This is a genomic window from Limnohabitans sp. (genome assembly GCF_046052765.1).
Lineage (GTDB): Bacteria > Pseudomonadota > Gammaproteobacteria > Burkholderiales > Burkholderiaceae_C > Limnohabitans.
The window spans coordinates 43,724-57,979 of record NZ_JAVLFQ010000053.1 but is presented as its reverse complement, the minus strand read 5'-3'; the positions used below and the strand labels follow the sequence as shown (position 1 = coordinate 57,979).

Here is a 14,256-nt window from a genome sequence, read left to right as displayed (position 1 = left end):
TCATCGCCCTCGCACACGGCTCGTCAGAGCGATGTAGCGAGGGTAAAGATTTATTTAGGATCCTGGTTCAACACCGTGATGCTCATGCGACGGTTACGCGGATCGAACTTGTCTTTAGGATTGAAAGGGTCGGTGTCTGCCACGCCTTCGATGCGTTTGAAGCGTTCTTCCTTGATACCCTTTTTCTGCAAAATTTGACGCGTGGCTTCCGCACGATCCGCTGACAGCGACCAGTTGTTTTTACCCTCAGGGTTCTGGAACGGCACGGCATCGGTGTGACCGCGAATCGCCACCTGGTTGGGCATATCGGCCAACGATGCAGCAACTTCGCCGATCAACGCGGCTGCCTTGCCTTGCATACTGTTACCGCCACTGGGGAACATGGCGAAATCTGCCTTGTCAATGATTTCGATACGCAAACCTTCTTTGTCGCGGGAAATAGAAACCTGGTCCTTGATCTGCTCGAACTTTTTGTTCTCTGACAGTTTTTCCTTGATTTCTTTTTCCAGCTTTTCAAAGTTTTCTTTGTCTTGCTGCTCAGCGATTTCTTTTTTCTGCGCTTTGGTCAGTTTGTCAGGATCGTTGCCGCCCTCGCCCTGGCTCTTGCCCTCACCTTTACCGGTGCTTGCGTCCTTGGCTTCGTTTTCATTTTCTGGTGCAGGGTCGGTGTCCGGATTGGGTCCGCCCTCAGACTTTGGTGTCAATCGCTCAAGCAAACCGGTCTGACGCATCGCATAGGGAAAAGCATCTGGGTCAATGATGGAGCGGCCACCCAACACGCCGTTAGAGCCGGCCAGTTGACCGACAGGTGTCAAACTGTGGGAAGTAGGTTTGAAATAGTCAGCAATACTTTTGCGTTGATCGGCATTCGATGCGCCAAGCAACCACATCAACAAGAAAAACGCCATCATGGCGGTCATCATGTCGGCCAGCGCGATTTTCCAAGCACCGCCGTGGGCGCCGCCATGCCCGTCGGGCATTTTCTTGATGATGATGACCGGCGCCAGTGCCTCGGCAGCCTCGGGCGCCGCAGCAGGTGCTTCTGCTGGGGTGTCCGGCGCTGCGTCGTCGGTCGCTTCGGTCGGCTTGGCTTCTTCGTCAGCCATGTTTATTTGCCTCGCATGCCGTCAAATATTTCACCAAACGATGGTTGGTTATGGTGGTTGATCACCGATCGGGCGGCTTCAATCACCAATGGCATCGGGTGACCGTGCAAGTTGGCCACGATGAGTTGCTGCACACACTTCATCATCTCACCGTCTTCGTCAATGATTTGTGCAATACGCACGGCAAAAGGTCCGGCCACACCGTAGGCCAAAAACACACCCATGAAAGTACCGACCAGCGCACTACCGATCAAAGCACCCAAGACAGGTGGAGGTTGGTCAATTGCACCCATGGTTTTCACCACACCCAACACACAAGCCACAATGCCCAGCGCGGGTAAAGCACCTTCCATGTTGGTCCATACCGCTGCGTTCATCATTTCATGGTGGTGGTGGTTTTTAATCGAAGCCGTCATCACGTCTTCCACAGCGTATGGGCTGAGATTGCCTGAAGACACCACCATCAAACGGATGGTGTCACAAATTAGCGCCAACAGCGCATGGTCTTGTAACAAAGGTGGGTACTCGGCAAAAATCGCACTGGACTCAGGATTTTCAATATGCGGTTCAAGCGCCACGGCGCCTTCTGCTTTGAGCGTTTTCAATATTTTGGAGACCACCAAAATCACCGCCAAGTAATCGTCCTTGTGGTAGATGGGTCCTTTGAATACTTTGCCAGCCGAGCCGAAACCGGCTTTCACTGTGGCGGAGCTGTTACTGATCAATGAAGCAGCGACAGCCGCGCCACCAATCTGTGCAATCTCCCAAGGCGCTGCCTTGATCACAGGCGTCATATCGCCACCGTGCGCGACGAACACGCCGAACACTGCGACCATCAAAACTACCAGACCTACTGCTGCCATGTTCTTACTCCACTGTTAAAGCAAACGGGGTCTTTTGACCCCTTCCGCCCTTTCAAACTGTACGCTAGAGTAACTGAAAAAAATTCTCAGCCTTTCAGCGTCAATCCCCTATCAATTCAACGTCATGCTTGGCTGAGACGTGCGAGGTATCAATGCTGGCACTGTTTCCCAAGCGCTTCTTATTTCAGTCATCAATCCTTGAATTTCATCAAGGGCTTCCAAATCATTATGTGCATTTACGTGCAACAAACGCCGCGTGACATAGTCATAAAGTTCATTCAAATTCTTTGCCAACTCGCCGCCCTTTTCAAAATCCAAAGCACCTTGCAAACCAAGCACGATGCGGCTGGCGCGGGCAATGGATTTGTTTTTGTCGTCCAAACTCTTATGCAGGATGTGGCCTTTAGCGGCAGACATGCTTTCAATCAATCCATCAAACAGCATTTGAATCAGTTCAACACTGTTGGCCTTGGACACCCCGGTGCTGACCTTGACTTGACCGTAGGATTCGATGGCTCGCTGATTGGTTCTCATTTCATAGACTCCTGTGATTCAATATTTGACATTGAATGATTCGGAGCCATACAGCCTAACTTGAGAATGAAAATGAATTTGCATCATGTACTCACGCTAGAACAGGTTTGGCTTCTTGATTTACCGCTGATTCAGTCGGCGGTTCTGCCACAGCAGCGCTTTGCGCCAACGTGCTCAAATCAGGTTGCAAATACGGCGCAGGTTCTGCGACTTGTGCAGGCTCAGTCTGCTGCGCAATAGCTATCGCTTCCTCTGGTGGCGGCAACTCATCGTGAGCCTCATCCTCAGGGTAAATCAGCAAGGTGGCTGAATAGGCTTCAGTCAGTCCAACACCTATGCGCGCATAAATCATGGCCGTCACCTGATCCAACGACTGTTGAATACGCAATAAGTCATCCGGATTGTGTGCAGCAAAGTCCACACCCGCTTGGTAAATACTGGCGAGATGGTGCATCGGCAGCCATGACTCCAAGGAACCACGCGGGGTAGGAATCATGCGGTTATTGGTTGGCACGCCAGCAGTTCCTGCCTTGCCATGCTTGTAGCCTTCCATGAAGACTTGTTCAATATGCTGACGCAAAACCGGTTCATAGTGAGGCTTGAGGGTGCCTACAAATTTTGCGTCCACACCAGGGACTGGAATACCGCTCATGGCATCCCACAGGCTTTTGCCAGACAACTCTCCGAACAAGCCATCGTTATACGTTTGTGGCAGATCGGGTTTGGCATAACTTTGGTAAATCACATTCACTTTGTCAATGATGTAGAGAATCAAAATAAATACCAGCAACAAACCCCAAGCGAAAAAAAGCTGGAAGAAGCTGTTCATGCGACCCTCCTAGTGGGTTTACTCTCTGGCCCTTCCCCTACTTGCAGGGTTCCGCGTAATTTTTTCACCACCGAAGAAAGAATCTGACTGACACGCGATTCACTGACCTCCAGTACTTCGCCGATTTCCTTCAAATTCAATTCTTCGACGTAATAAAGTTGCATGACCAGTTGTTCGCGCTCAGGCAGCAAGGCAATGGCATCGGTCACCGCCTCCATGAATTCTGCTTCTTCCACCATCACATCCGGTTGGTGTGAAGCATCATCCGCAATGCTCATCACTTCCTCTGTCACCACTTCCAGTGAATATGTTTCAAAACGACGGGCCTTGCCCCGTTCTCTTTGAAAATCTTCCAAGTCCTTGCCCATGTACTCGGCAATTTCAGCCTGGGTCGGTGCACGTCCAAGTTCAGAGGACAGTGCGTGCAAGGTTTCGTTATGTGTCTTGTTAAATGCCACCGCCGATCTAGGTAGAAATGACAATCGACGTACTTCGTCCAGCATGGCACCTCGCACGCGACTGTGTGCAAAGTTTTCAAAATCTACGCCTTTGGATGCGTCAAAAACCCTTGAGGCTTCCAACAAACCCATCATGCCAACTTGTATCAACTCATCGAGCTCCATATAAGCAGGCACTCGAGCCTTCAAATGCAGGGCAACACGCTTGACCAAGCCGAGATGAGAAAGCACCAGTTCTTCGCCTTGGGGGCGATTCTGGCTGTACATCTTCATAGGGGATAAGGTACGCATCATTGATTCACACTGCTTTTAAGCAGGCGCTCCATGAAAAATTGCAAACCACCCGACGGATGGTCAATGGGTCTTAACTGAGTGCAAAGCTCTGCCAGACGACGGAAATCACGAGCTGCAGCTGTACCGGGTGCCATTTCCATGACTGACTGGTACTTCTTCAGGGCTGCAAGCACCATCTCATCACGCTCGATTGCAGTCAAGTAGTGAATGGACTCGTTCAAGAACCTGACGCATACATCATTGAGTCGCTGGTAGAGCTTCCAACCTTGGGTCTGGGTTTCCACCAAATTAGGAACCAAGTAAATTTCATCCAGATGCATTTCTTGGGTCATCACTTTGATGGTCCCGTAGGCATCTGCAATAGAAGATGGGTCGTCCTGCACCACCACAAAACGACGATGACAGGCTGACAAAAACGCCAACACCGAAGGTGAAATACCGGCGGCAACATCAACAATCAGATAGTCCACGTTTTTGCCCAAGTTACTGAACGCCTGGACAATACTGGCCGCTTGAATATGACTCAATGCCGCCAACTCCTGCATACCTGATGCACCTGGAATCAACTGAATCCCTTGTCGCGTTTTCAAAGTAATTTCTTCTAATGTTTTTTGGCCGGCAAGAAAATGGCTGAGGTTGTATTCGGCGCGCGCACCTAAAGCTATTTGCGCGTTGGCCAAACCCAGATCAGCATCGAACAACATCACATCGTGGCCTCGTTGCGCCAAAGCCACTGCCAAATTAATCGACACGGTGGTCTTACCCACGCCGCCCTTGCCGCTGGCAATGCCTATGACTTCAGTTGTTTTTTGATTACTCATTGACTGCCCCTGTGTGCTGTGCCGCCAGTCGGCTGATTCTTGCTGAAGCCATGGCCATGGTGCTGCGAAAATCTTCCTGCGCACTTTCGGCATTCGCGACGGAGAGTTGGCCTAATGCCAAACCAACCAGTTCATCTATTTGTAGTTGGCGGCTCCAATCCCCCATGCGGTCGCCACGGCTGACGTGACTCACACCGACATGACCTTCTGTCAATACTTGAATCAACGACCAAGGCTGAGTTGATTCATCAAGCTTGCTGATCATCAAACTTTGCCATTGGATATTTGGCGTTGACAATAAGCGTCGCAACAATGATTGGGATGCATCGGCAGGAATCACTACATGGAACTGCGCTGTTTGAGCGATCTCGGCTATTTCTGCTACCCGCTCTGCCATTTGTACACCTGGAGTATCTATCACTATGCATTTGCGCTGTCCATGCTCTTCTAGCAACAACTTCAACATGGTGATGTTGGTGGCGCGAAAACAGTCAACACCTGACTGTGCACTGAGCAACTGGGTTTGGTTCCATGCTCCGGCCCGTTGATCACTGAAACTGATGACAGCCACTTGTTCGCTGCCCAAAGTGACACTCGCTTGTTGCGCCATGCGCGCCACCATCAATGACTTGCCTGCACCTGAGGGTCCTGCCAACACATGCACCCCTGTATCTTGGACAGCGATATGTGTTTGCTGCATGGAATGACACAATTGGCGTCGAATTTCATCCATGGCAGGTTCAATTTCTTCAAAACTCTGAATGCTGTCAATCAATAACGCGCGCAAGGCTACGGGGATAGCGGCTTCTTGCAACGCATTTCTCAATGGATGCAGATGACGCGACAGACCGGCGCCTTGCCAGGCCATTTGTTGGCTGAGTTTGAATTCGCGGCGCAAAACAGACAGTTCTTCACGAACCATATCTACGATTTCTCGGCTGCGCAATTTGTCGCGTTCTTCTTGCGCCGCCATCAGTTTTTCAGTCAACCCTGTATCGATGACTTGCGCAGCGTCTTGTTTGGGATGGTTTGTTTCTGCCTCTATGGAAGCAGCTACCGCTGGGGTTTCTGCCACCAGCTTATTTTTCATAGTTGATGCCGCCACAAAGCCTTGCGATGACGGCGATTTAGGGGTTTTGGTTTTCTGCTTTTGGTTAGACATGGTTTGGTCAAGCACCTGTCCGAATGAAGAAGTGGTCTCTTCAAGCACTGGCTTGTCAGACAACGCATATGTTTTTTCAGTGGGAACAAACGCTTCTGCCACCGCCACTTCTGCCTCCAACGGTGCCACATCAACCGCGACGATCAATTCAGTTTGACCACGAACCTTGCTGCTCGAGATGACAAGCACGTCGGGGCCAAACATCGCCACGGCCTTTTCGTTGGCGGCCCGGGTGTCGCGTGCCATTATTCGTTTGAGTTCCATGATGTTTCTCTCAAGTCAGTGTTTTATTTATATCAATTTCGATTCAATGCGTTCACGGTGTGTATCACCTTGACTGCTTGGTCATCTGGGATTTCGCTGTAAGACAGCACCGTCAAATCGCTCACACGGAAGCGTACAGCCTTGGACAACCAGCCACGGATCAGCGGTGACACAACGAGTACGGCTGCATGTCCTTCTTCTTCCATGTCATGCGCACTTTGGCGCAATGAATTGAACAGGTTTTCTGCCAAATTGGGCTCCAGCACCACCGGTTGACCTGGCTGGCTTTGTTGCAACACGTTATGCAACAGTTGTTCGAGTCCTGGCTCCAATGTCATGACTGACAAATTATTGGATTCATCGACCAAGGCCTGCATGATCATGCGGCCGAGCTTGGGGCGTACAGACGCCGCTAGTTGTTCGGGGTCGGTACTGCGTGAAGCAGCTTCTGTGAGGGTTTCGACGATAGAGCGCATATCGCGGATGGACACGCCTTCGCCAAGCAATTGTTGCAATACGCGTGTTACCACGCCCAAACTGAGTTTGCCGGGGACAAGTTCTTCCACCAACTTTGGCGATTTGGCCGACAACTTGTCAAGCAACTGCTGAACCTCGTCATGACTCAATAAATCTGCCGAGTTTTCACGCAGCACTTTGTTCAAATGGGTGGCAATGGCGGTGCTGGCGTCAACCACGGTGTAACCCAGTGTGCGCGCCACATCGCGTTGAGACGGTTCAATCCAAACGGCTTCCAGACCAAATGCAGGCTCACGCGTTGGCGTGCCTTGCAATTCGCCGTAAACCTGACCTGGGTTGATGGCGAGTTCACGGCCCACTTTGATTTCACCTTTGCCGCGCACCACACCTTTGAGCACAATGTTGTAACTGTCGGGGTCAATATTCAAATCGTCGCGAATACGGACTGGTTGCACCAGAAAGCCGAGTTCCGCAGACAGTTTTTTGCGTACACCTTTGACGCGACTCATCAACTCGCCGCCGGTATCCGGGTTGACCAAGGGGATGAGGCCGTAGCCGATTTCCAAACCAATCAAATCGACTTGGTCCACATCGTCCCAGTCCAAATCTTTGGTGGCCTCGGTGGTTGCAGCGGCTTGCGCCACCGCTTCCTGCGTGGCTTCCTCTTCCACCTCGTTCTTCACGACCAGCAAACCCAATCCAGCAGTTGCTGCTGCCAAGGTGATGAACATCAAATGTGGCATGCCAGGCACCAAGCCCAGCATGGCCAGGATGATGGAAGAGATAAACATGGCCGAGGGATTGGCCAATTGTGAGCCTGCTTGCTCGGAAATCGATTCTGTCGTGGTAACGCGAGTCACGATGATGGCGGTAGCCAATGACAAGAGCAAAGACGGGATCTGTGCCACCAGACCATCACCGATGGTCAGCAAGGTATAAATTTTGCCCGCATCAGAGACAGACAAACCATGCTGAATCACACCAATGGCCAGTCCGCCGATCAAATTGATCAACAGAATCAGCAAGCCGGCGACCGCATCGCCACTCACGAATTTTGACGCACCGTCCATGGCACCAAAGAAATCGGATTCTTGCGCCAGTTCTTCGCGGCGTTTTTTGGCGGTGGCCTGGTCGATCACACCGGCGTTCAAGTCGGCGTCGATAGACATTTGTTTACCAGGCATGGCATCCAATGTAAAACGGGCATTCACTTCAGACACACGGCCGGCACCTTTGGTCACCACGATAAAGTTAATGATCATCAATATCGCAAAAATGATGAATCCCACCACATAGTTACCAGCAATAACGAATTCTCCAAATGCTGACACCACCTTGCCTGCGGCATCATGGCCCGTATGGCCTTCCACCAGAATGATCCGGGTTGACGCCACGTTCAATGCCAATCGCAACATGGTGGCAAACAGCAGCACCGTGGGAAAGGACGAGAAATCCAGTGGTTTGCGGGTGCTGATGGAGATCATGATGATCACCAAGCTGATCACAATATTGAACGTAAACAAAAAGTCCAGTAAAAGTGCAGGCAAAGGCAGCACCAACATGGCCATGATCAATAACACCAGCAGGGGAATACCCAGACCGGTGAAATCAAATTTTGCCAAATTCTGTCGAATCGTTGACAGGCTCAAGGTGCTCATTGTGACTTTTCTCTTGTTTATGAAACGTTAAGAATTCAATTTCGGGACGCTTTTCAGCGCAGACAAGTTGATCAAGCAATGGGTGTGCCAGCTTATTTGTGGCTAGGTTCTCTGTCAGACCTTCTGGCATAGAAACAGGCAGCGACTACCTGGAACGGCAATCCGTGTCCAGTCACGGTTCTTGCTTATTGACTGGCATCTTTTAGAAAAACATTGACTGGATATGAACTTATCTGCTTTAAATAACTTACCAGCCAACAGCCTGACCGGGACTGCGTCGGAGACTTCTGCCGCCACAACGGTGTCTGAACGCACGAAGTCTTCGTCAATTTCCGGCGCCGATTTTGCAAATTTCCTGCACAACCAAGTTCAAGCGGTGAGATACACGATGCGGCCACATTTGGCCGCTTCAGACAAAGCATTGCCGCCGTCCAACAGCAACGTCCGCAATGAACCAAACCCCAAGAGCGATCCGCGCGAAAGCGATGACGTGAACGCAAACACTGACAAAGCGGATGCCCACAACAACAAAAAAGCATCGGCAAAGCATTCGTCAGTCAAAGAAACCCAAGGTAAAGACACTGAGCCAACCGATTCGGTTCGCGAAGTCAATGCTGATGCACAGGACATCGCCAAATCACCGTTGTCCGACCAGTCCTCTGCATTGACGACCATCGCCGTCAGTGAAAATCTGCAAATCATCACAGCAGCCAAAACATCCGCCAACGAGCAAAGTTTGGCTGACTTTGCCTTGGCCATGGGACTGGACCCGAACCAAGTGAAATCCCTGTTCGGTGAATCTGCGGCCAACGCAGCCACTGCCAAGCTGTCGACCAACAACATTTCCTCTCAGCAAATGTTGGGCCTGAACACCATGTCGCCCCTTTCACCGCTGAACGAAGCCAGCGCTACAGATGCTCAAGGGAAGTTGTTGAATGCATCCTCATCAGAATTAGGCAATATGTTGTCCAACGTCAACAAGCCTATATCCACTGCAGATTTTCAGGAACTCAAAACCCAATCGCCCGCGCCCAACTCGCCAACCGATGCCTTGTTGAGCAAAATAGAAAATCTACAATTTCAAATGGGTGCTGGCGCCGTCGCTCAGCCAACCCAAAACACACAGCAACCGGTGAGCACCTTGGCAGTGTTGTCCATGATGGACGCCCACTTGCGCACCGAAGACATCGAAGCATTGAAAAAGGAATTTGATGCGGGGGTTTCAACAGATAGCCCACTCAATATCAGTAACCATGCCCACGCAGAGCCTCTGCCGAATCTGCCAAACCGAGCCAATACCAACAACACCAGCCAAGCTGCCCCCGCGTTTGCCAACCAACCCGACTTGGCGCAGACCTATGACAATTTGAGCCAAAAACTCTCCACTGAACTGGCTGCCCGCATGCATGAAAAACTCAATGCTGGCGAATGGAAAATGAAATTTGCACTCAAACCTGCCAGCCTGGGACTGGTTGATGTGCAACTGGAAATGAAAGATGGAAAACTAAGTGCTCACTTCCAATCTGATACCAATTTAACTCAAGATTTACTCCAAAATGGCAGCCAGCGACTGAAAGATGCTTTGGCTGATTTGGGTTTGAATAATGCCTCCGTTTTTGTGGCGCAAGGTGAAAGCCAGCGCCAAACCCCACAAGGTTCATCCGACCGTTCAGGGACTGCAACACAAGCTGACGATAATCATGAGAAACTGTCAGAAGAGTCTGGCCTGAAAATTGCTGAGGATTCATTACCTCGGCGCAGCAACCGTTCACAATTTGACAGTTACGCCTGAACATTGAGTTAATTAGGAGATTTACATGGCAACCGCAGCACCAGAAACAGAACCCGAAGCCGGCACCGAAGAGCCGAAGAAGAAAAAACCGATTTTATTGATTGCAGGTATTGCCGTTATTGCCATCGTCTTGTTGGTTGGCGTTGCCTTTGGCACGCTCTATTTCTCTGGTTTTTACGAGAAAAAAGCTGAACTCGCTGCCATGGACAAGCTCGAGGAACTCGAAGCTGCAGCGACCAAGGCCAAGGACGAAGCGCCGGCTAAATTGAAAAAGGAAGCACCCGAAGCCACCCGCTTTGAAAAAAATTACTTCCAAGTTGAAAAAGAGTTGATGACCAACATCACCGGCTCTAAAAAAGTCATGGTGGTACAAATTGCAGTGATGACGCATTACGACTCACGCGTGTTTGACAACATCAAAAAACACGAGTTTGCTTTGCGCTCGGCCATGCTTGATTTGATGCGTCAAACCACTGAAGCAGAAGCCAACAAGCCTGAATTCCGCAAGGAATTGGCTATCAAACTCAAAGACATCATGAATTCACTGCTGGAAGAATATGAAGATTTCGGCGGTATCGAGGAAGTCATGTTCACATCGTTTGTGATGCAGTAAAGGCACATGGCAACCCGTCAAAACTTACTCAGTCCGGAAGAACTGTCTGCCCTGTCAGAAGGGTTGAAAGACGGTTCTCTTGAAACGGACACCGGTTTTAATACCGGGGTGCGGGTGCGCAAGCACGACCTGGCCAGCGAAAACAGCAGTCTAGGTGTGAATGTTTCATCGATCGACATGATCAATGAGCGCTTTATCCGCATGTTCCGTTTGGGTTTACTCGAAGTTTTACGCACGACGCCACGCGTCAACCCCACGCGTGTGCAAATCATAAAGTTTGGTGATTACCTCAACATGCTCAAAGCACCGTTGTCGGTCAACACGATTCGCATCAACCCCATGCGCGGCAATTCGGTGATCATCATCGATCCCAATGTCGTGTTCAGCTCGTTGGACAGTTTTTTTGGTGGTTTCGGCAAAGGTGTTTCAGACCTGCCGCCGGGACGTTTGTTCACGGCGACTGAAACACGCATCATCCACATTATTTTGGAGGTGTTTTTCCGTTCGCTCAAGGAAGCATGGGGACCGGTGCTTGACATTGATTGCGAACAAGTTAGCTCGGAAATCAACCCCCAATTTGCGCAGATTGCAGATGAAAACGATTTGGTTGTTCTCAGTCGATTTGAAGCAGAAGCATCAGCCTCTGGTGGACGCGGCTTTATCGATCTGGTGTACCCCTATGCAACGCTCAAACCTATGCGCGATTTGTTGCGCAACCGGGTGGCTTCTGGTGACGGCAATGAAGAATCAGACAAGATATGGCGTGAAGATCTGGCCGTGGCTGTCGGTGACTCACTGATAGATATCAAAGTCTCCATGGGACACATCAAAACCACACTGCACCATTTACAAACCATGAAGGAAGGCGACATGCTTTTCTTCAAGAAACCTGAATTGGCTCAATTTCTGGCAAATGATGTCCCCTCGTTCGGGGTCAATATCGGTACCCGCGGCTCCAATGTGGCTGTGCGGATTGAAAAACAAATTGTCCCCGGACAGAATTAAGAAGGCAGGAACCTCCTATGAATGACACTACCGCAGAACCCCAGGACCAAGAACCCGAGGCCAACGAAATTCCGCCGACTGCGGAAGAGTTTCTGGTATCGCAACCGGGCAATATCAATCCGGAAGTGTTGCAAAACATCTCTGTCAATTTATCCATTGAAGTTGGGCGCACCAGCATCAAGATCAAAGATTTGATGCGCTTGACACAAGGCAGCGTGGTGGAACTCGACCGGATTGCCGGCGAACCGCTGGACTTGCTGGTCAACGACACCGTGGTAGCGCAAGGTGAGGTAGTGCTAGTTAACGACCGTTATGGCATTCGTTTAACCCGCGTGGTACCTTCAACCGATCGCTTGAAATCGCTGTAAGCGCAGATCTCGCAAGCCATTTCTGCGCATCACAAACCGGAACCAATACCCCAAATTTTTGCTAGAGCATGTTTGTGGGATAGCGTTTTTTTAGTCGGACATTACCAACTCGCCGCGCAGCGAATGCGGCAGGGCTTGGGTGATACGAACATCGATCATTTGACCAATTAAGCGGGCTGACAGCGGTCCGCCATCGAAATTGACAATGCGGTTGCATTCGGTACGTCCCATCAATTCAGCCGCACTTTTGCGCGATGGGCCTTCCACCAAAATGCGTTGCACTGTGCCCAAGCGACTTTCGCTGATGCGTCTGACGTTGTCTTCGACCGTGGCCTGTAAATGTTGCAAGCGACGCAGTTTCACCTCGTGCGGTGTGTCGTCAGGCAGATTGGCAGCTGGCGTGCCTGGTCGCGGACTGAAGATAAAGCTAAACGATGCGTCAAATCCGGTATCGGTGATTAGCTTCATCAACTTGTCAAAATCTTCTTCGGTTTCACCAGGAAACCCGACAATGAAATCTGAACTCATTGCGATATCAGGCCTGACTGCGCGTAATTTGCGAATGGTGCTTTTGTATTCCATGGCGGTGTAACCGCGTTTCATGGCCATGAGTATGCGGTCACTGCCATGTTGCACAGGTAAATGCAAATGACTGACCAATTGCGGCACCTTGGCGTACACATCCACCAAGCGCTGTGTAAATTCATTTGGATGGCTGGTGGTGTAACGGATGCGTTCAACACCGGGTATTTCTGCGATGTATTCAATCAACAATGCAAAGTCGGCGATATCGCTGGTGCCACCCATGCTTCCCCTGTAAGCATTGACGTTTTGACCAAGCAAGGTGATTTCTTTCACGCCCTGGGCACACAAGCCGGCCACCTCGGTCAATACATCATCTAACGGACGATTGATTTCCTCACCTCGGGTGTACGGCACCACGCAATAGCTGCAATATTTAGAGCAGCCTTCCATGATGGAAACAAAAGCAGATGCGCCCTCTACCCGAGCAGGTGGCAAGTGGTCGAATTTTTCAATCTCTGGAAAACTGATATCGACCTGCGGTTTATTCAAAGATTTGCGCTGGTTGAGTAACTCTGGCAATCGATGCAAGGTTTGCGGACCAAACACCACGTCAACATAAGGTGCTCGCGCAATGATGGCGGCACCCTCTTGGCTGGCCACACAACCGCCAACCGCAATTTGCACGCCTTTTTTCTTTAAATGCCTGACACGGCCCAAATCCGAAAAAACTTTCTCTTGGGCTTTTTCGCGCACGGAACAGGTATTGAACACCACCAGATCGGCTTCGTCTATGTCTTGGGTTTGTTCGTACCCCTGGGCGGCGCCCAGGACATCGGCCATCTTGTCTGAGTCGTACTCATTCATCTGGCAGCCGAAGGTTTTGATGAAGACTTTGCGGCTCATACCAAAGTCTCGAGGTCATGGCAGCGGGTCATGGTGTAGATCCAGAGGCTGTGAAAGAAGCCACCATTGTATCGACTGCCTTCTTTATGATGTGCACATGCAAACTTTCATCCGTACCGTTTTATTTACCGACACCGACGGGCGCGCCCGCTTCCGTGAGGAAGAGCTTGCGCTTGACCACGGCACACCATCGTCTCGTCTGAGCGAACTGTTGCCGACCCAAGGTCTGCAACTGAGACGCAGTCCTGTCGGTTTTCGCAGTCAATTTCATGTGACGACCCAAGCTCAATGGGTGTTTATTTTGCAAGGGCAAATGGAAATCGGATTGCAAGATGGAACAGTTCGCCTGTTTCAAACGGGAGCGCATTTTTTCTCTGCAGATACGCTACCCCACGGTGTGGCTTTTGATGACACGCTGCACGGCCATTGCAGTCGACAGGTTGGTGAATATGAACTGATCACCGCCTTTGTCAGGGTCTGAACTTGTCCGGTTGGCAAGTATTTTTTTAATCTTTATTTGTTTTTATAGAAAAATAATCCAAAAGGCTCTATTTAAGACGCGTGAATTTAAGTGCAGCCATTCT

Annotated in this window: 14 protein-coding genes; 5 read left to right on the top strand and 9 right to left on the bottom strand. The window is 50.4% G+C overall.

The features are described from left to right. Positions 1 to 50: 50 nt before the first annotated feature. From AC9UG7_RS07120 to flhA, 8 genes are all read right to left on the bottom strand, one after another. Positions 51 to 1,106: a flagellar motor protein MotB gene (locus AC9UG7_RS07120; protein ID WP_509586016.1), complete on the bottom strand. Its 1,056-nt coding sequence runs from the start codon at positions 1,104 to 1,106 to the stop codon at positions 51 to 53. Positions 1,107 to 1,108: 2 nt separating this feature from the next. Next, positions 1,109 to 1,969 carry a motility-associated protein gene (locus AC9UG7_RS07115; protein WP_509586014.1) on the bottom strand — a complete coding sequence of 287 codons (861 nt, stop codon included), beginning with the start codon at positions 1,967 to 1,969 and terminating at the stop codon, positions 1,109 to 1,111. A gap of 111 nt (positions 1,970 to 2,080) precedes the next feature. Then, on the bottom strand, positions 2,081 to 2,503 hold the full coding sequence (fliS, locus tag AC9UG7_RS07110) for a flagellar export chaperone FliS (RefSeq protein WP_509586012.1): 423 nt from the start codon (positions 2,501 to 2,503) through the stop codon (positions 2,081 to 2,083). 91 nt (positions 2,504 to 2,594) lie between these two features. Next, entirely contained in the window at positions 2,595 to 3,332 is a 738-nt protein-coding gene (locus tag AC9UG7_RS07105; RefSeq protein WP_509586010.1) for a hypothetical protein, read from the bottom strand. Then, positions 3,329 to 4,081, bottom strand: a complete 753-nt coding sequence (fliA, locus tag AC9UG7_RS07100; protein WP_509586008.1) for an RNA polymerase sigma factor FliA — start codon at positions 4,079 to 4,081, stop codon at positions 3,329 to 3,331. The genes AC9UG7_RS07105 and fliA overlap by 4 nt, the downstream gene beginning before the upstream one ends. After that, positions 4,081 to 4,905, bottom strand: a complete 825-nt coding sequence (locus tag AC9UG7_RS07095; RefSeq protein ID WP_509586006.1) for a MinD/ParA family protein — start codon at positions 4,903 to 4,905, stop codon at positions 4,081 to 4,083. Before AC9UG7_RS07095 ends, fliA begins: the two co-directional genes overlap by 1 nt. After that, entirely contained in the window at positions 4,898 to 6,331 is a 1,434-nt protein-coding gene (locus AC9UG7_RS07090; RefSeq protein ID WP_509586004.1) for a flagellar biosynthesis protein FlhF, read from the bottom strand. The genes AC9UG7_RS07095 and AC9UG7_RS07090 overlap by 8 nt, the downstream gene beginning before the upstream one ends. 32 nt (positions 6,332 to 6,363) lie before the next feature. Continuing rightward, entirely contained in the window at positions 6,364 to 8,466 is a 2,103-nt protein-coding gene (gene flhA / locus AC9UG7_RS07085; RefSeq protein WP_509586002.1) for a flagellar biosynthesis protein FlhA, read from the bottom strand. Between the two features lie 223 nt (positions 8,467 to 8,689). Here flhA and AC9UG7_RS07080 point away from each other — a divergent pair, with 223 nt between their 5' ends. The 4 genes from AC9UG7_RS07080 to fliN are packed head-to-tail and all read left to right on the top strand — an operon-like array spanning position 8,690 to position 12,244. After that, the gene (locus tag AC9UG7_RS07080; RefSeq protein WP_509586000.1) at positions 8,690 to 10,258 is read left to right on the top strand and encodes a flagellar hook-length control protein FliK; all 1,569 of its coding nucleotides are present in this window, start codon (positions 8,690 to 8,692) and stop codon (positions 10,256 to 10,258) included. 25 nt (positions 10,259 to 10,283) lie between these two features. Next, the gene (locus tag AC9UG7_RS07075; RefSeq protein WP_509585998.1) at positions 10,284 to 10,871 is read left to right on the top strand and encodes a flagellar basal body-associated FliL family protein; all 588 of its coding nucleotides are present in this window, start codon (positions 10,284 to 10,286) and stop codon (positions 10,869 to 10,871) included. Between the two features lie 6 nt (positions 10,872 to 10,877). Beyond that, on the top strand, positions 10,878 to 11,876 hold the full coding sequence (fliM, locus tag AC9UG7_RS07070) for a flagellar motor switch protein FliM (protein WP_509585996.1): 999 nt from the start codon (positions 10,878 to 10,880) through the stop codon (positions 11,874 to 11,876). Positions 11,877 to 11,893: 17 nt separating this feature from the next. Beyond that, positions 11,894 to 12,244, top strand: coding sequence for a flagellar motor switch protein FliN (gene fliN, locus AC9UG7_RS07065; protein WP_509585994.1), 351 nt, complete (start codon positions 11,894 to 11,896; stop codon positions 12,242 to 12,244). Positions 12,245 to 12,334: 90 nt separating this feature from the next. Here the strand turns inward: fliN and miaB are convergent, their stop codons facing one another. Next, positions 12,335 to 13,672 carry a tRNA (N6-isopentenyl adenosine(37)-C2)-methylthiotransferase MiaB gene (gene miaB, locus AC9UG7_RS07060; protein ID WP_509585992.1) on the bottom strand — a complete coding sequence of 446 codons (1,338 nt, stop codon included), beginning with the start codon at positions 13,670 to 13,672 and terminating at the stop codon, positions 12,335 to 12,337. A gap of 97 nt (positions 13,673 to 13,769) precedes the next feature. On the opposite strand from miaB, the gene AC9UG7_RS07055 reads away from it, so the two are divergent. Beyond that, entirely contained in the window at positions 13,770 to 14,153 is a 384-nt protein-coding gene (locus AC9UG7_RS07055) for a cupin domain-containing protein (RefSeq protein WP_509585990.1), read from the top strand. Positions 14,154 to 14,256 lie beyond the last annotated feature (103 nt).